Origin of the sequence: Haladaptatus sp. DYSN1 (genome assembly GCF_029489995.1) — an archaeon.
GTDB lineage: Archaea > Halobacteriota > Halobacteria > Halobacteriales > Halococcaceae > QDMS2.
The window spans coordinates 507,543-525,391 of the sequence record NZ_CP120472.1 but is presented as its reverse complement, the minus strand read 5'-3'; the positions used below and the strand labels follow the sequence as shown (position 1 = coordinate 525,391).

The following is a 17,849-nucleotide window of genomic DNA, read 5'->3' as shown; positions in this document are numbered from 1 at the left end:
CGACTATGGTTGCAGGGCCACCGATTCACGAACTCCACTACGACGACCCAGCGCAGGTAGACGACGTTCCCGGACCACGCTCACGGGAACTGCTCGAAAAGCAGCGGGCTATCGACAGTAGCGCCGTCGCCTACCCCGAAGACATTCCCGTCGCCTTCGAGGAGGGGAAGGGTGCCACCGTCCGCGACGTTGACGGCAACACCTACATCGACATGTTCGCGGGCATCGGCGTGTTCAACGTCGGCCACGCGAACCCATACGTGCTCGACGCAGTCCACGAGCAAGCGGACAAACTCGTCCACACGGTCGATTTCCCGACCGAGGCACGCCTCGAACTCATCGAGAAACTCGACGAGATAGCGCCAGGCCGCCTCCAGGGGAACAACCGCGTCGTGTTCGGCGGGCCGACCGGCAGTGACGCCGTCGAAGCCGCCATCAAACTCTCGAAGTACAACACCGGCGGAGACGGGCTTGTCGCTTTCCGCGGTGCGTACCACGGCGCGACGAGCGGTGCGATGAGCCTCACCGGAAACAAGGACTTCAAAGGTCACTACACGCCGCTGCTCGGCGACGTAACCCACGCACCCTACCCGAGTCCGCTCGAGATGGGGAAGTCCCCCGAGGCGGCGGTCGACCACGCCTTAGAAGAGGTCCAGGCCATCTTCGAGGACCCCTACGGCGGCCTCGCCAATCCGGCTGGCATCTTCGTCGAGCCGATTCAGGGCGAAGGCGGCGTCATCGCTCCACCCGAGGGATTCCTCAAAGGCCTTCGTGACATCGCCACGGACAACGACGTCCCCCTCGTCTTCGACGAGATTCAGAGCGGCCTCGGTCGCTCGGGCCAGTGGTGGGCCAGCGAGTGGTACGACGTCACCCCCGACGTGATGACCTCGGCGAAGGCACTCGGCGGCACGGGCTTCCCGCTCTCGGCCACGATGTACCACGAGGACCTCGACACCTGGGGCTCCGGCGACCACGCCGGAACCTACCGCGGTCACGTCGTCGCCATGCGCGCCGGGACGCGAGCAATCGAATACATCCAGGAACACGACCTGCTCGCCCACGCCCGTGACCTTGGCGACTACATCACGAAGCGCCTGGAAGAAGTGGCAGAGGGGACCCCGCAGCTCGCAGAAGTACGCGGCAAGGGCCTGTTCATCGGCGCGGAGTTCCGTCACGAAGACGGCACCCCGGCCGACGAGGTGGCAGACGCAATCCAGGACTACTGCTTCGAAAACGGCGTCCTCGTCTGGAAGGCGGGCCGCCACGGCAACGTCCTGCGCCTGCTCCCGCCGCTCGTGCTCACGAAGGACCTCGCCGAACTCGCACTCGACGTCATCACCGACGGCATTCGCGAAGCGACCGCGGAGAAAGCCACGCTCTAAGCCATGCCTGCAGAACGCATCATCACCGACGACGCCCCACGGAATGACAATCCCTACTCACAGGGCGTTCGCGCGGGCGACACGCTCTACGTCTCCGGGTACGGGCCGGTAGACCCGGAAACCGGCGAGGACGTAGCTGGCGACATCGACGCCCAGACCGACCAGGTTCTGGACAATATCGAGGCTGTCGTGAACGAGGCCGGCGGTGCGGGCCTCAACGACGTAGTGAAAATCACGGTGTACCTCACGGATTTAGACGATTACGAGCGGGTGAATGAGGCCTACGGCGCACGGTTCGACGGTGACCCGCCAGCCCGCGTCTGCGTCGAGGTCTCGCGACTGCCGGGCGACGTGCGCGTCGAACTCGACGCCATCGCCTACCTCGGCTGACGAGTCAGTCGTTTAGCTCTTCGACCCGCTTGTTTCGCTGTTCGGTCGCCTCGTTTACGCGGGCGATGAACTCCGTCATCTGTTCTTTCATCTCTGTGCGCATCTCAGTCGCAGAGAAATCCGCAGAGTCGGCGAGCAGGCGAACGAACGCCCGAATCTCGTCGTCGGTGAGGTCGTTGAACGCACCGGCTTCCAGTTTGTCGATGACGTCGTCTACGTCGATTTGGCCGACCGGGTCGACGTTGAAATCGACAGACACCATGCGATAATCGGACCCAGCGAGTTCCTGTTCTGCCTTGCCGACGCCTTTCGCGAGCATATCCTTAAACGGGGTGTAGTAGCCCATCGTGCCGAGGTGCAAGAACGCGAGCATATCGGTGATGCCCTCGGTGTAGGCCGCCCGGTCCGCGTCGTCGGGGTTGAACACCGTCTCCCGGTCTCGGTCTTCCAGACACTCGAAGAGAATCGTGAAGTCGAGAATCGCGTTGCGTAGGCGTCTCCGGATGCGATTTCGCTTCTGTTTTTTCGAATGTTCCGTGTAGTCGGTTTTTCGCCCGAGCAGATACTCTCGGTCGCTCGGAGTGAGGATGCCCCGGCCGCGCTCCGCCGAGTACGCGAGACTGTCACGGGCGTTCGCATCGTCGGGACCGTGTTCCATACACAGCTTTTGTTTACAATCTGGATTAAATATTACGACGAGTGCGATACTTCACCGCAATGTGAAACCAAGGCAGACAGTTTCCTCAAATCACTCGCCTTCAACGTATACGAATTCTGTATTCACAGGTCAGCTTCGCGGTGCAAACAGCGAGGATCGAGCCAGTGCGTACCGATTGAGCGACATGCTCGATACAATTCGAAAATCTGTCATGTGGATGTGTAGAATGTTCGATTCCACGCCGTCGAATATACGAATATTGTATTCGTCGTTTTCAGTAACCGTAACACTTATTGGTGATATTGTCAATGGACGTGACGTACGGCAACGAGTGGCACGAGGAAACGCCGCACGGCATGCGAGGACAGTCAGATGCCTCAGACAAACCCCACCCCACACGACAGACGTCGCGTTGCACCACCCGCAAACCACCTACCGCATCGGACACGAACCACCCCAAGCCGGACAGCATCGAATCGCGTCGGTCAACCCACAGCAGGGGGTGACAGCAGATGAGTTCGAGCAATGACGGTGTCGTCGCAGAATTCGTAGACGAAATCGAACCCATCGTGTTCGCCTTCGGTGCGGGCATCACGCTGCTATTCGTCGCCATGTTCGTGGCGCGCCCCGATTCCGCGTTCAGCACCGTCGATGGGATTCGCAAGTGGATTCTTGCCCAGTTCAACTGGTTCTTCCTGATCGTGATGCTCATCTTCGTCGCGTTTCTCGCCTTCGTCATCTTCGGCCCCTGGGGGAAGCTCCGACTCGGCGACGAAACACCCGAGTACAGTTACTTCTCGTATTTCACGATGATGTACTCGGCCGGGCTCGCCGCAGGCATCGTGTTCTGGGGGCCCGCCGAGGCGCTGTTCCACTATTCTACGGTCCCGCCGTTGTACGACGTGCCGGCCCAGTCTGCAGCAGCGATGCCCATCGCGATTCAGTACACGCTGTTCCACTGGGCGCTCATCCAGTGGTCGTGTTTCACCGTCATGGGCCTCGCCATCGGCTACTACGTCTACAACTACGGGGCACCACTCCGGGTGTCTGCGGTGCTCACGCCCATCATCGGCGCTGAGAACGTAGACGGTTTCTGGGGGAAAATCGTGGACATCCTCGCGGTGTTCGCGACCATCGGCGGCGTCGCCACCTCCCTCGGATTCATCGGCAGTCAGTTCATCACCGGGTTGCAGTTCCAGTGGGGAATCAACCTCGGCGACCTCGGGACCATTCTCATCATCACCGGGATGACGGTCATCTTCACCATCTCGCTGGTCCTCGGCGTCGACCGCGGGATTCGCCGCCTCTCGAATTTCAACATGGTGATGTTCCTGGTGTTGATGGTCGCGACGCTCGTCTTCGGACCGACCTTCGGCATCCTGAAACTCAGCACCCAGGCGGTCGGTGGCTACCTGGGCGATTTCTTCCAGATGGGGCTCTACACCCAGTACAGCGGCGGCGGTGACTGGGTAAACCTCTGGACGGCCTTCTACTGGCTCTGGCCGCTTGCGTGGTCGCCGTTCGCCGGGCTGTTCATCGCCCGCATCTCGAAGGGCCGGAGCGTCCGCGAGGTTGCGTTCGCCGGCATCGGCGCGACCTCGCTCGCGACGATTCCGTGGTTCGCCATCATCGGCGGCTCTGCACTCATCATGCAGAACAGTGGCGCGGCCGACATCCTCGGCCCCGTCAGTGAGTTCAGCGAGGCCGTCTCAGGGTACGTCCTGTTCGGGTCGCTCCCTATCGTCGGCCCCGTGCTCCTGTTTGGCTTCCTCATTCTCGTGACGACGTTCTTCGTCACGTCCGCAGACTCCTCTACGCTCGCCGTCTCGATGATGACGACGGGCGGCAAGGAGGAACCCTCGGCCATCAACCGCGTCTTCTGGGCGGTGTTGCAGGGTGCGGTGGCCTCAATCTTGATGGTGAGCGGCGGCGTGAAGGCACTCCAGTCTGCGGCTATCATCACCGGTGCGCCGTTCGCACTCGTCTGTCTGGTCGCCACGTTCGGATTATTCAAGACGTTCAGCGACGAGACGGGGAGCCTCCTGCTCCAGGACCGGACCACGCTCATCGGGTCCACCTCGAAGGAACAATCCACTCGGGGCCGCGCCGTGGCAGAGGACGACGACTAAGCCGAATCGCGTCTCGTTTTCCACCCCGTTTCGCGCGTCGGTAACAAGTTTTAATTGACACCATTAACGTTATTTGTGTATGGACAGAGCTACCGCGGAACCCGACGCGGACACGCTTCCGGGCCCGAACGCGAAGAAGTGGATTTCGTTTCACTCGGACCACGCCGCACCCAGCGAGTACTCCCACGAGTTCGTCTGGGACATCGTCGCCGAGGCGGACGGCCCATTCGTGACCGACGTGGACGGAAACGTCCTCCTCGATTTCACCTGTCACATCGGAGCTGCACCGCTCGGCTACAACAACGAGAAAGTGCTTTCGAAACTCCGGGAGTTCGACCTCGTCGAACCGATGAAAATCGCCGGACAGGACATGTACTTTGGCGTCGGTCCAGACCCGGAGACGGCCGAGTTCCCCGTCGCGAGTCACCTGATGGAGAAACTCGTCTCGGTGTCGAGTCAGTACGACATGGACACCGTTTTCCTCTCGAATTCGGGGGCCGAGTCCGTCGAGAACGCCATGAAGATTGCCCACGATGCGAAGCCGAATTCGAAGTACGCCGTCTCCTTCGAGGGGAGTTTCCACGGCCGGACGGTCGGAACGCTTTCGCTCACGAAGTCGAAGGAAGTCTACACGCGCCACTACCCAGAGATAGCCGGCGTCAAGACCGTCCCCTTCTGTGACTGTGCGAGTCCCGAAGCGTGTTCCTGCGGATTTACTGCGGGCGACGGGTCGTACCTCCGGGGTATGCTCTCGCCGGAAGGCGGCCACGTCAACCCCGAAGAAGTCGCCTTCGCCATTCTCGAACCCATTCAGGGCGTCGGTGGCTATCGCTTCCCCAACGAGGCGTTCATGCAAGAAGTGGGCGACGTGTGTGACACCCACGACATCCCACTCGTGGTCGACGAAATCCAGTCCGGCGTTGGCCGCACCGGCGAGATGTGGGCGGCAGACCACTACCCAATCGAACCGGACATCATCTCCGCGGCGAAGGGGCTTCGCGTCGGCGCGACCATCTCTCGCACGGACATCTTCCCAGAGGAAAAGAACCGATTGGGGTCCACGTTCGGCGGCGGCGACCTCCTCGCGTCGATGCAAGGAGCACTGACGCTCGACGCTATCGAGGAACACGACTTGCTCGACAACGCCGTCGCACGCGGGACGCAAGCACAGGAATTCATTCGGGACGCGGCTCCCGAGTACGTCGAAGACGTGCGCGGCAAGGGGCTCATGCTCGCAGTCGAGTTCGACTCGCCCGCCCGCCGCGATGCCGTCGTCGAAGCCGCCCTCGAATGCGGCCTGTTGACCCTCGGCTGTGGCAAGAAGACCATCCGCCTGCTCCCACCGCTCGACGTGACCGAGCGCGAAATCGAACTGGGAATCGGCATCTTCTGTGACGCAATCGACGCGGTTTCGAACGCCGTGCCGGCGTAGACGGCCAGTTCAGCGCTACTTCTGTTCTACATTCGACGACTGAACTCGGACGTTCGTCCCCTCGTTGAGCGCGTCTAACACGCCGGCGAGGTGTACTGGGGAACTCCCCGCGATGCCCACCTCGACGGGCGTTCGATTCGGTGGGTCGGCGGCAGTTCGCTCGACTCGTTCTAATTCGACCAGTTCAGCACCTTCGTCGGCTATCGTTTCTGTGAGCGGCCCGAGACTGGTCGGCCACCCGTCGACCAGGAGTCGAGCAGTGGCGTATCTGCCCCTCGCTTCGAGGCCGACGCGCGTCAGTGCTGCGTGGTCGGTGAGATTGACGTTCCCGCCGGAGACCACAGCGACGACCTGTTCGCCCGCGACGTCCACCGCACCGGAGAGGAGCGCGGCGACGGGTGCTGCACCCGCGGGTTCGACCACTGTCTTCGCCCGTTCTGCGAGCAGTGTCGTCGCCGCTGCGAGGTCGGTGTCGCTCACCGAGACCACGTCGTCGACTCGCTCGCGGATGACGGCGAACGTTCGGTCGAGGAGCCGGGCGTCGGCGATGCCCTCGGCCACCGTGTCGATGTCGTCGAGGCGATGGATCTCGTCCGCTTCGAGCGACGGTTTTGCGTGGGCCGCCCCCGCTGGTTGGACGCCGATAACCCGGACTGAGGGGTCGTACGCCTCAAGTGCAGTGGCGATGCCGGAGATGAGCCCGCCGCCGCCGATAGAGACGAGGACGGTGTCCACGTTGGGACACTGTTCGGCCAGTTCGAAGCCGACCGTTCCCTGGCCGGCGATGATGGCTTCGTCGTCGAACGGGTGGACGAACTCGGCCCCTCGTTCGTCAGTGAGGTCAAGTGCTCGCTCGTAGGAATCTTCGTAGATGTCGCCCTCGACGATGACCTCCGCGCCGTAGCCACGGGTTGCCTCGATTTTTACGGCGGGGGTGATTTCGGGGACGACGATGGTCGAATCCACGTCGAGCAGCTGCCCCGCGAGTGCGACTCCTTGAGCGTGATTTCCCGCGCTCGCGGCAACGACGCCGTTGTCCGCGGTTTCCGTGTCCAATTGCGAGAGTTTGTTGTACGCGCCTCGAATCTTGAACGAGCCGGTTCGCTGCATATTTTCGAGTTTGAGGTGGACGCCTGCCGCGTCGCACTCGGTGGCGAGGGTCGTAGAAGAATCGAGGGGCGTTCGGTGGACGACCGATTCGAGGCGGTCACGGGCGGTACGGATGTCGGCTGCGGTCACGACTGCGGACGCGTCTTTCACCGAATCACGTGAGTCGGAATTCACGTGCCACCCTCCGCGACTCGGAGAATCGACTCAACCAGCACGTCCACGCCGTGTTCGAGACTTCGCTCGTCTACGTCGAACGTTGGCGTGTGGTGACTCGTGGGGTGGTCGGTTCCGACGATAAGGTACGTTGCGAGGCCTCCCTCCTCTTGGACACGGTCCATCAGGAACGTCGCGTCTTCGCTCGCGCCGAAGTCGGCCGAGTCGAGGACGGTATCGATGCCGCTCGTCTCACGGCCAACGCCGGCAACGACGCCCGCGAGTTCGGGGTCGCTGTCGGCGCGCGGACTCTTGCTCACGACCTCGACGTCGGCCCGGCAGTCGTGCATCTCGGCCGCGGTTTCGAACGTGCTCTCCATGCGCGAAAAGGCGTACTCCATCAGGTCGGTCGTCTCCCCCCGAGCTTCGGCGACTGCCGTGACTTCCTCTGCGATGACGTTGCTCGCGGTGCCGCCTTCGACCCGTCCAACGTTGACCCTCGTCATTCCGTCTGAGTGGCGAGGAATCGCGTAGGTGTTCTCGATGGCCGTGCCGAGCGCCTGAATCGCGTTCGCTCCCTCGTTCGGAGCCTTCCCCGCGTGCGCGGAGGTTCCTTCGATGGTCACGTCTACGTGGCACATCGCGAGTGGGCGCTCGATACCAGCGACCAGTTCGCCCGTCGGGTGGTCGAGGCCGATGTGGACGGCGAAGAAGTAGTCGATACCGGCCGCGTACTCGCTTTCTGCCATCGGGTAGCCACCGCCGGATACCTCCTCTGCGGGCTGGAAGAAGACGACGAGCGTGCCCGCAAAATCACTCGTTTTGATGGCCTCGATGGTCGCCAGTCCCCACGTCATGTGGGAGTCGTGGCCGCAGGCGTGCATCGTGTTCTCCGTCTCCGAACCAAAACCCTCGCTCTGTGGTCGATGGTCTTTCTCGGCCGATTCCTCGATGTAGAGACCGTCGATGTCCACGCGGAGACCGACAGTCGGCCCCTCGCCGCGTTCGAGGACGGCGACGACACCGGTATTGCCGCCTTCGAGTTTCGAGAGCACGTCGGGGTCGGCCCCACGTTCACGCGCCCGTTCGAACCACTCCGTGAGCGTGTCATCGTCCGGAACCGCCATCCGGTCGTTCGGGTCGTAGGCGTCTGGACCGATTGCGAGGTCCGTGACACCGATGTCCCGCAGTTCGGAGACGAGCGTGGCCGTAGTGGCAAACTCACACCAGGCTGGTTCAGGGTAGCGATGAAAGGCGCGTCGGCGCTCGGTTAGCCGACCGTCGGTACGGGTTCCCATGTCCGGGCCTAACACGGGCGACCCACTTAACAGTACACAATTATCGTTGACAGCGAACACACAAAAGGCATAAGAGGAGGGTTCACAATCGTACTGGTACGCACACGACCGTTTCCATGACCACACAGCCAGATATCGTCGTTCTCCGCGAAGGAACGGAAGGACTCTCGATGGAATCGTACGCCGAGAAATTGCGCGAGCGACTGCCGAACCAGACTGTTGCGCTCGCTCGCACGCCGAAAGAGGAGCGAGAACTCGTCGCCGACGCTCGCATCGTGACGGGCATCACGATTGACGAGGACCTCCTCTCGAACGCAAATCGGCTCTCGCTGTTCGCCTGCACGTTCGCCGGAACCGACCACGTTCCGATGGACGCGCTCGAGGACCACGGCGTCGCGGTCACGAACGCAGGCGGCATCCACGCCCCCGGCATCGCAGAGCAGGCGCTCGGCAACATGCTCGTGTTCACCCGCCGCCTCCACGAGGGGTGGCGACAGAAACAGCGCGCCGAGTGGCGCCACTTCCAGTCGGGCGAGCTCACCGGGAGTACAGTTACTGTTATCGGCCTCGGGTCCATCGGTCAGACGCTCGTGAAGCGACTCGACGGCTTCGACGTTACCACCATCGGCGTCCGCTACACCCCCGAAAAGGGCGGCCCCACTGACGAGGTCGTTGGCTTCGAAGAAGACGCTATCCACGACGCACTGGCGCGAAGTGACTACGTGGTCGTCGCCTGCCCGCTCAACGACCTGACGCAGGGACTCATCGGTGCAGACGAGTTTGCGACGATGCCACCCCACGCCGTCCTCGTGAACACCGCCCGCGGCCCAATCGTGGACACGGACGCGCTCGTCTCGGCACTGCGCTCGAACAAGATTCGTGGCGCGGCCCTCGACGTGACCGACCCCGAACCCCTGCCGGCTGACCACCCGCTCTGGACGCTCGAAAACTGTCTCATCACGCCACACACGGGCGGTCACACGCCGAAACACTGGGACCGACTCGCCGACATCGTCGCCGAAAACGTCGCGCGACTCGAAGCCGGCGAAGAGCTCGAAAATCAGGTACAAGCGCCGTAGAAGCGGGAATCTAAGCGACTACGTGCTGAACAGCTTTCGTGGGAAGTCCGCCAGTGGTTCTGCGCCGTTCGCAGTCACGCGGAACGTCTCGCTCAGTTCCACGCCGAAGTCGTCGAACCAGAGGCCGGGAATGGTGTGGAACGTCATGTTTTCTTCCAGAACCGTCTCGTCGCCCGGGCGCAGACTGGCCGTGTGCTCGCCCCAGTCCGGCGGGTAGCCAAGACCCATCGAGTAGCCAATGCGATCTTTCTTCTCGATGTCGTACTTCGCAATCGTGTCGCGCCAGGCTTTTTCGACCGACTCGCAGGTGACGCCGGGTTCGACGGCGTCGAGTGCGGCCTGAATTCCCTCGACGACGATTTCTGCGCGGTCTTGCATCTCTTCGGGTGGCTCTCCCACGTAGGTCGTCCGAGCGAGCGGCGAGTGATAGCGGTTGCGACACCCCGAGAGTTCGATGATGACCGGGTCGCCGTTCTCGAACCGGCGGTCGGTCCAGGTCAGGTGTGGCGTGCCGGTGTGGTCGCCGGAGGGCATGAGCGGGACGATAGACGGATAGTCACCGCCGTAGTCCTCGGTGCCCTCGATGAGCGCGTTGTAGATGGCTTTTGCCGGTTTGTACTCGGGAACGCCCTCGTCGATGGCGTCGAGACCTGCCTGCATCGCGTTTTCCGAGATGCGTGCGGCCTCGCGCATGTAATCGAGTTCCGCCTCGGATTTCTTTATGCGAACCCAGTTGACGAGGAGCGTCGTGTCTTCGAACTCTGCCTCGGGGATGTTATCCTTGAGACGCGTGTAGGACTTCGCCGTGAAGTAGTAGGCGTCCATTTCGAGCCCGATGCGGCCGTCGTCTACGCCCAGTTCTTCGAGAACTGCGGCGACGAAATCCATCGGGTGGAGGTCGACTGGCGACTGAACGTGGTCGTCGCTGTAGGGGAGGATGCTCTCCTCGCTGAGCTGGGTCGTCGCCCGTGCGCCGTTTGCGTCCATGTCGCGGCCCACCCAGACGGGTTCCTCGCGGTGTCGCGTGATGATGACCGCCTGATGGACGTAGAAGGACCAGCCGTCGTATCCCGTGAGGTAGTTCATGTTTGCGGGGTCGCTTACGACCAGCGCGTCGAGACCCTCCTCGGCCATCCGCGATTTCGTCCGTTCGATTCGTCGCTCGTACTCGCTGGGTTCGAAAACAGCCCGTGACATGTGAGTGTATCACACAAAGATTCGGCCAGCCACTGTAAAAGTTTTTTGTGTACGTTAGAAACAGATAGTGTATATTTCGAGTGGCGGAGCAACTGACTTGCAGACTGGACGACAAGTATCCGCATGGCCGAGCAAACTCTCGTGACGGCGGCGATAGGGCAGGCGCGCGCACCGCCAGACAAGGTGCGTCTCCAGATTTCGGCGAAAGCCGAAGACCCAGATGTGGGTGAAGCACGAAGAAAAGTCGCGAGACAGGCGACCCACTTGCGAGAAACACTCGTTGCGAAAGGCGTATCGAAAGACCGCATTCGAACGATTCGGTTCCACGTCGGAGAGCGACCACCGTATCAGCCACGCGAAGAAGCGACCGACGACCAGCCGTACTGGGCCGAAGAAGTCATCGAGGTCGCTGTCCACGACATAGACCGCCTCGACGACGTGCTCACGAGCGCAGTGGAGGGCGTGGGCGTGGAGGTGAACGACGTGACATTCACCTTCCGAACCGAAACGCAGCGAGAACTGGAACGAAAAGCACTCGAAGACGCGGTTCGGACTGCGCGGAAGAAGGCTCAAGCGGCAGCAGCAGCAGAGCAACTGGTCGTCGAACGCGTCCGGTCTATCGTCACAGACGATACATCGCGTCCACAGCCAGTTTCCATGGACCTCCGCACGGCGAGAGGCCAAGAATCTGGGAGCGTCGAGAGCGGCCCAATCGAGATTTACGCCCGCGTCGAAGTAGAGTACGAGATTGGACCGGCCTGAGACAGTAGCAAATCTGGCCAATCGACCCAAACTGTCCAAACAAGGAAAACCATCCAAACCTTCCAACCCATCCCAACAGGTGGGGAAATCGACTACTCCAAGAGGTCTACGTAGTCGTCGAGTGAGAGCGCAAACTCGTCGGACGACGGCAATTTCACCCACGAAAACTCGAACGCACATCCCTGCTCCTCGCCCTCGCCGGTAACGGTATGCGTCCAACTGTCGCGCGGTTCGTGGATCGTCGCGTGGAAGAAGTGACGAATGTACTTTCGTGGCGGCGAGAACCGGCGGGTCCACACGTCGGTCGCGAGGTGCCGGGTTCCATTGACGGCCCCGAGACCGGTTTCTTCAGCAATCTCGCGCAATACCGCACTCTGGGGTTCTTCGCCCGGTTCGATGGTTCCCTTCGGAATCTGGAATCCCTCGTGTCCCGGCCCCTTGAACACGAGCAGCTCACCATCACCCCGCGTGATGTAGGCACACACTTTCTGGACGTAAGCTGGACGTTGAACACTCATAGTGAATATTCATCCACAGTTTCCCGTAAAAAGGTTCCCTGAAAGGGTCACTGAAGGATATTAAGAATACAAATATCTATTTCCACGAGTGTCATCGCGCATCTCAATAGACATCCCGACCGGTAGGGAGACAACCCCTGTGAAAGGAGTTGCTATTACAACATTATTAAGAGGCAGTCACGAGAGTGTCCCATCATCGACGGCCCGCCGCCGGTCTCCCCCGCGCCGACCGGCCGTGGCGTCTTACATCCACTCATGGCTCAATCGAACGACGCCCCGACGAACGAATCGACTGAGACCGTCTATAAAGACTACATCCTCGACGTGCAAATTCTCGAACGCCAGGGAACCGGTGGCGACACCGAATATTGCTTCGACGCGCCGGGACACAAGGAGATGGTGTTCGCCAAACCGGACCTCGCGACGCTGTACGCCGACATTTACTTCGACGTAAACGGCTTCGAGGAGGCAGGAACTGGCGAACGCGGCGTGCCACCAGAGATTATTCAAGCGGGTCGTGACACCCTCGCTGCGTACTTCCTCACCCAACCGTACGCAGACGTGAACTGGGTCGCGTCGTTTTACGGGAAGAAGCCCACCAAAATCGAGCGGTACGTCGCCGCCGTCAGAAACCGTGCCGAGGAGATTCGCGAAGGGGCCGCGAACCTCGGCATGGAGTAAGCACGAATCTCTCCCGTCACTCGTCAGTGGAAGCGATACTGACCGGCACAGCCGACGACTCGATATATAGTGCTCCGAGAACCCCCATCGATACTATATATCTACATCGATTAAATATAAATTTACATGGGGGCCATGTGAATTGTCTCACTTGCATGGTCGAATTTACTCGACGAAAGCTTATGGCGACATCCGTGGCCGCCGCACTCGGTGCGAGCGTCTCGGGTCTCGCAACCGCTGAGCCCTCCGACGACAAAAATACCCCCCAGGCACCGTTCGTAAAGGGAGAACTCAAACGGTTCTCCTCTACGGCATTCGGTGCGGAAGTGACCGGGCCATTCGTGTTTTCCGACGGGACCCCGCTGTACAGCCTCCAACACCCGAGTCCAGACAATCCAGCCCCGTACGATACGGCTGGGATTGGCTATTTCAAGGACTTCCAGTTCGAAATGGACGGGAACAACGACGATTTCTCCGAAGTCTCGACCCCGCAGACGAACGAAGAACAGGGTCGCGTCCGCTCCGGAAACGGCGACTATACCTTCCTCGCGCAGGGTGGCGACGAAATCAACGGTGGTGCCGAACTCCTCGGGGTGACCCAGACGCCGGACGGGACGAACATCACCCAGGAGAATTTCGCGGGCACGCAGTACGGTGACCCAGCGACGAATCCCGACTGTAACGAGTTCGTCGCAACGAACGACGCGGGCACCGAGGGCTACCTCTTTACGAACTGGGAAAACAGCCCAGGTAACGTCTCTCGCATTCCGCTCAGTCAGGCAGAAGACGGCTCCTGGGAAGCCGACCTGGACAACGCACTCAATGTCGCGAACACGGACGCGTTCCGCTCGATTGGCGGGACGCGCATCAACTGTTACGGCGACCTCTCGCCGTGGGACACGATGATTTCCGCAGAGGAGAACTACGCCCACCCACGCGTCAGCCTCACCGCGACGGTTGGCGACATCGTCGAGCAGGGGACGGGTAAGGGCCTCGTCGGGGCGAACCACTTCTGGAACCGCCCGAATCCGGGAAGTATCCAGGAGGCCGTAGACGGCTACTACGGCGACGAGTCGTGGTTCGTGCAGGGTTACTGGGCGCTCTCGGGCGTCGAGTTCCTCGCCTACTATCTCGGCGCAGAAGCGCCAAGCGGTGCGGACGAAGAAGGCAACCCGACCGAACCAATCGGCGACGTCTACCCGAATCCGTATCGCTACGGCTACTTCGTAGACTTCCGCGAACCAGCGGCGGAGACGCCACAGCCGGTCAAGTACTACGTCATGGGACGGGCCGCCTGGGAAGCGCCCGACATTCAGACCGACGAGCGGACGGTGTACGGCTGTTCGGACGGCGACAGCAAGGGTATCTACAAGTTCGTCGCAGACGAAGCGATTTCGAGCTACGACGACCCGATGGACATCTCCGGGACGCTCTACGCACCGAAGGTGACCAACGAAGAAGCTGCGAAGAAGAATCCACCGGCGGACGTGAACCTCGAAATCGAGTGGCTGGAACTCGGCTCTGCAACCAACGCCGAGGTAGAGGAGTGGATTGCCGCCTACGACGACGTCACGCAGGTCGAGTATCTCGAAACCCACGCCGAGACGGACTGGCAATCGGACCTCGACGCGGCGCTCGAAGAGGCAGACCGCGAAGTCGTCGAAAACGGTAACCAGAACTATATCACGGACGAGGAGATTATCGAATGGGCCGACCAGTACGAGTCCGAAGGGCCCGCCGGCGTCGACGACGACCTCCGCATGGTTCCGTTCCTCGAAACCCGTGCCGCCGCGAAGGAAATCGGTGCGACCATCGAGTTCAACAAGGCAGAAGGCGTCGACAGCGTCGAAGGTGCAGGCCCCGGCGACTACGTCTACTTCGCCATCTCCGAACTCAATGACGACCTCTCGAACGACGTGGGCGACGTCCAGTTAGAGCGCGTGGACGGCGGCGTCGTCTACCGCGCCAAACTCGAAGACGACTACAACGTCTCCACGCTCGAACCGGTCATCGTCGGCCCCGACGGGAGCGACCCGGCTGCCATCGCCGACGACGCGCTCATCAACGTGGACAACGTCTACGTCATGGACGACGGCCGCGTCCTCTGCTGTGAGGACGCAGATCAGTTCGGTCGCTCGTACAGCAACGACTGCATGTACGTGTACGACCCGGACGACGGCCCAGGCAAGGGCAACGACGGGAATCCCGGCGAGGGCAATGGAGAGGACAACCCCGGCAACGGTCCGAAAGATGACCGTGGCTGTGGGAACGAAGACGACGAATAAACCGCGGTAATCACGGTCACGGAGCGGCTCAGCGCCACCTATTTTTCGACCATTCACGTCCTCTCAGCGTTCAGAAGGGTCGGTACCTTCGGAGTTGAGTTTGGAGAGTTTTGCCATCCAAAATATACCAGCCAGTTCGTATTTCAGATTTGATGCGGCACGGGCCATGCTTGGATGCCGAACGAGTTGGTTCATAACCGCCCAGACACGTTTGGCCCACAACTGGTTTTGACCGACACAGTCAGAAAATTGTTTGATTTTTATGATTGGCAATATTTTGAGTGATTGTGCATATCCACATCTACGGTAGCAAAAACGATCGTGGTCACGACAAAGGCGAGTCCGAGTGTTATCTTTATTCCGTTCGTTCTTAGGCAATTCTCCAAGTTATAATTTAGAAATTAAATTAATTAGTCTTTTTTCAAAATATTTGTTCGCAACCGATGACCGATTAGCAAGGAAACGATTGCATGAATGAGGTTGTCTGAAAATAAATAGTTTATATAACCAGTCTATAATTCAATAATTCAATTGTGGGCCACATCCCGCATCTGATGGGACCATGCGTGGGAGTTCCACCCAAGAGTTAATACCCGGACTCCGAGTTGTGTAGGCCATGAAGACGTGGGAAGAGCAGCGACCATCAGAAGATTTCGTTCAGCGATTGACGCCCGAGGGGACCGTAGTGGGAGACCCACCGATTCGAGATGCGGAACAGCTCCTCGCTTTCTACAGGACGATGGTCCTGACGCGAGCGTTCGAACAGCGTATGTTCAGCATGCAGCGGCGAGGAGAAATTAGTATCATCTCGCGGTCCTACGGCGAAGAGGCGGTCTCACTCGCAACGAGCGCCGCGCTCGAAGCGGGCGACTGGGTTTTCCCGACGTATCGACAGGCTCCGGCATTCGTGTACTGGGGGACGCCGCTCGAACGACTGATTACCGGACTGATGGGTATCGAACCCGAAACCGTCGACGAGCACCTTCCAATTCCGGAGGGTGAGGAACCCGAGGTGAACTTCACGCCGGGGTACATCCCGCTCGGGGCGAACGTGACCAACGCCGTCGGGTCGGCGATGGCGGACACCTTCTGTGACCGAGACGTCGTCACGATGTCCTACATCGGCGACGGTTCGACCAGTCAAGGGGATTTCCACGACGCGCTCAACTTCGCGGGCGTCTTCGACGCGCCCGCGGTCATCATCTGTCAGAACAACCAGTGGGCAATTTCGGTTCCTGCACACCGACAGACGGCCTCCGAGACGTTTGCACAGAAGGCAGACGCCTACGGGATTCCCCACGAACGAGTCGATGGCAACGACGTGTTCGCCGTCTACGAGAAGACGAAAGAAGCGGTCGACCGCGCGCGAAACGGTGGCGGACCGACATTCATCGAGTGTGTCACCTACCGGATGGTTGAACACAACACCGCAGACGAAGAGAGCGTGTACCGCGACGAGCGCGAAGCCGCATACTGGGCGGAGCGCGACCCACTCGACAGACTGGAGACGTACCTCAGAAACGAGGGGGTCCTCGACGACGAAACCATCGCAAACATCGAGGCAGAAGTGGAGACAGAAATCGACGCGGCGGTCGAGAATGCCCGCGAAGTCCCCGACTCCGACCCGATGCGGATGTTCGACAATCACCTCCACGGTGACTCCTGGAACGAGCGCAGACAGCGCGAAGAGTTACGTGCGGAGTTGAACGGCGAGAATCCGTTCCTCGACCGCGACGATGGAGGGTCGCGATGAGCACCGAACAGACGGCGGGTGAGTCCACAGAGGAGTTGAACATCGTCAGGGCGGTGACCCAGACGCTCCGCCAGGAGATGACTCGTGACGACTCCGTGCGGCTGCTCGGATACGACCTCGGTCCCATCGGCGGCGTGTATCGCGCGACGGAGGGACTTGTAGAAGAATTTGGCGAAGACCGCGTCATCGACACGCCGCTTTCGGAAAACGGCATTCTCGGGACCGCAGTCGGGATGGCGATGCGTGGCGAGCGCGTCGTCGCAGAAATTCAGTTCATGGGCTTTTTCTACCCCGCCTTCGGCCAGTTCATGTACACCCTGGCGAAGATGTACGAACGAACCGGCGGCGGTATCGAGGTTCCCGTGACCATCCGAATGCCCTACGGCGGCGGCATCAAATCCGCGGAGTATCACTCTGAATCGACCGAGACGTTTCTCGTCCACACGCCGGGCGTCAGGGTCGTCTGTCCAAGCACACCGACGGAGACGAAGGGACTGCTCGCGGCGAGCATTCGCCACCCCGACCCGGTCGTCTTCCTCGAACCGAAGAAGATCTATCGCGGGGAGCCAGAACCGGTCCCCACGGGCGAGTTCACCCGGCCGCTCGACGAAGCCCGTATCGTCCGGGAAGGCGAGGATGTGACTGTGCTCACCTACGGCGCGATGGTACGACACGCCGAAACCGCCGCAGACCGCGTCGATGCGGACGTCGAAATCGTCGATCTGCGAACGCTGTCGCCGCTCGACGTTGAGACGATTCTCGCGTCGGTCAAGAAAACTGGACGGTGTGCGATTCTCCACGAGGCGCGACGGACGCTCGGACTCGGCGCGGAACTCTCCGCACTCGTAAACGAACACGCCATCGAGTATCTTGAAGCCCCTATCAAGCGAGCGACGGGGTTCGACGTGCACTTCCCGAGCAATCAGATAGAGGATGCCTACGTGCCGGGACCGGACCGGGCGACGAACGTCATCGAGGCGGTCGCAAACTACGAGTTCTGAACGGAGAGGCTGGCTGAG

The 17,849-nt window shown here is 60.8% G+C and carries 15 protein-coding genes; 10 read left to right on the top strand and 5 right to left on the bottom strand.

Translation table 11 applies throughout. The features are described 5' to 3' along the window. The first annotated feature begins 5 nt into the window (after nt 1-5). Entirely contained in the window at nt 6-1,385 is a 1,380-nt protein-coding gene (locus P0648_RS20025; RefSeq protein ID WP_276248960.1) for an aspartate aminotransferase family protein, read from the top strand. 3 nt (nt 1,386-1,388) lie between these two features. Beyond that, nucleotides 1,389-1,775, top strand: a complete 387-nt coding sequence (locus P0648_RS20020; RefSeq protein WP_276248959.1) for a Rid family detoxifying hydrolase — start codon at nt 1,389-1,391, stop codon at nt 1,773-1,775. A 4-nt stretch (nt 1,776-1,779) separates the two neighbouring features. Here the strand turns inward: P0648_RS20020 and P0648_RS20015 are convergent, their stop codons facing one another. Beyond that, nucleotides 1,780-2,433 (bottom strand): hypothetical protein, encoded by a 654-nt coding sequence (locus tag P0648_RS20015; RefSeq protein WP_276248958.1) that lies wholly within the window; start codon nt 2,431-2,433, stop codon nt 1,780-1,782. Between the two features lie 512 nt (nt 2,434-2,945). Here P0648_RS20015 and P0648_RS20010 point away from each other — a divergent pair. Together P0648_RS20010 and P0648_RS20005 are read left to right on the top strand one after the other, a co-directional pair. Next, nucleotides 2,946-4,562, top strand: coding sequence for a BCCT family transporter (locus tag P0648_RS20010; RefSeq protein ID WP_276248957.1), 1,617 nt, complete (start codon nt 2,946-2,948; stop codon nt 4,560-4,562). A gap of 79 nt (nt 4,563-4,641) precedes the next feature. Further along, entirely contained in the window at nt 4,642-5,994 is a 1,353-nt protein-coding gene (locus P0648_RS20005; RefSeq protein ID WP_276248956.1) for an aminotransferase class III-fold pyridoxal phosphate-dependent enzyme, read from the top strand. Nucleotides 5,995-6,009: 15 nt separating this feature from the next. Here the strand turns inward: P0648_RS20005 and ilvA are convergent, their stop codons facing one another. Both ilvA and P0648_RS19995 read right to left on the bottom strand, forming a co-directional pair. Next, nucleotides 6,010-7,278: a threonine ammonia-lyase gene (gene ilvA, locus P0648_RS20000; protein ID WP_277506173.1), complete on the bottom strand. Its 1,269-nt coding sequence runs from the start codon at nt 7,276-7,278 to the stop codon at nt 6,010-6,012. Then, nucleotides 7,275-8,555 (bottom strand): amidohydrolase, encoded by a 1,281-nt coding sequence (locus P0648_RS19995; protein ID WP_277506172.1) that lies wholly within the window; start codon nt 8,553-8,555, stop codon nt 7,275-7,277. Before P0648_RS19995 ends, ilvA begins: the two co-directional genes overlap by 4 nt. 116 nt (nt 8,556-8,671) lie before the next feature. On the opposite strand from P0648_RS19995, the gene P0648_RS19990 reads away from it, so the two are divergent. After that, nucleotides 8,672-9,634: a D-2-hydroxyacid dehydrogenase gene (locus tag P0648_RS19990; protein WP_276248953.1), complete on the top strand. Its 963-nt coding sequence runs from the start codon at nt 8,672-8,674 to the stop codon at nt 9,632-9,634. Between the two features lie 18 nt (nt 9,635-9,652). Here P0648_RS19990 and P0648_RS19985 read toward each other — a convergent pair whose 3' ends face one another. Next, the gene (locus P0648_RS19985) at nt 9,653-10,831 is read right to left on the bottom strand and encodes a M24 family metallopeptidase (RefSeq protein WP_276248952.1); all 1,179 of its coding nucleotides are present in this window, start codon (nt 10,829-10,831) and stop codon (nt 9,653-9,655) included. A 123-nt stretch (nt 10,832-10,954) separates the two neighbouring features. Between P0648_RS19985 and P0648_RS19980 the strand changes: the two genes are divergently transcribed. Next, nucleotides 10,955-11,593 carry an SIMPL domain-containing protein gene (locus P0648_RS19980; protein ID WP_276248951.1) on the top strand — a complete coding sequence of 213 codons (639 nt, stop codon included), beginning with the start codon at nt 10,955-10,957 and terminating at the stop codon, nt 11,591-11,593. Between the two features lie 92 nt (nt 11,594-11,685). Here the strand turns inward: P0648_RS19980 and P0648_RS19975 are convergent, their stop codons facing one another. Then, nucleotides 11,686-12,111: an NUDIX domain-containing protein gene (locus P0648_RS19975; RefSeq protein WP_276248950.1), complete on the bottom strand. Its 426-nt coding sequence runs from the start codon at nt 12,109-12,111 to the stop codon at nt 11,686-11,688. Between the two features lie 255 nt (nt 12,112-12,366). Here P0648_RS19975 and P0648_RS19970 point away from each other — a divergent pair, with 255 nt between their 5' ends. From P0648_RS19970 to P0648_RS19955, 4 genes are all read left to right on the top strand, one after another. Beyond that, nucleotides 12,367-12,792 (top strand): hypothetical protein, encoded by a 426-nt coding sequence (locus P0648_RS19970; protein WP_276248949.1) that lies wholly within the window; start codon nt 12,367-12,369, stop codon nt 12,790-12,792. Nucleotides 12,793-12,947: 155 nt separating this feature from the next. Continuing rightward, complete coding sequence (locus tag P0648_RS19965; RefSeq protein ID WP_276248948.1) at nt 12,948-15,077, top strand: alkaline phosphatase PhoX; 2,130 nt, start codon at nt 12,948-12,950, stop codon at nt 15,075-15,077. Nucleotides 15,078-15,693: 616 nt separating this feature from the next. Further along, entirely contained in the window at nt 15,694-16,830 is a 1,137-nt protein-coding gene (locus P0648_RS19960) for a thiamine pyrophosphate-dependent dehydrogenase E1 component subunit alpha (RefSeq protein WP_276248947.1), read from the top strand. Next, nucleotides 16,827-17,831, top strand: a complete 1,005-nt coding sequence (locus tag P0648_RS19955; RefSeq protein WP_276248946.1) for an alpha-ketoacid dehydrogenase subunit beta — start codon at nt 16,827-16,829, stop codon at nt 17,829-17,831. Before P0648_RS19960 ends, P0648_RS19955 begins: the two co-directional genes overlap by 4 nt. Nucleotides 17,832-17,849 lie beyond the last annotated feature (18 nt).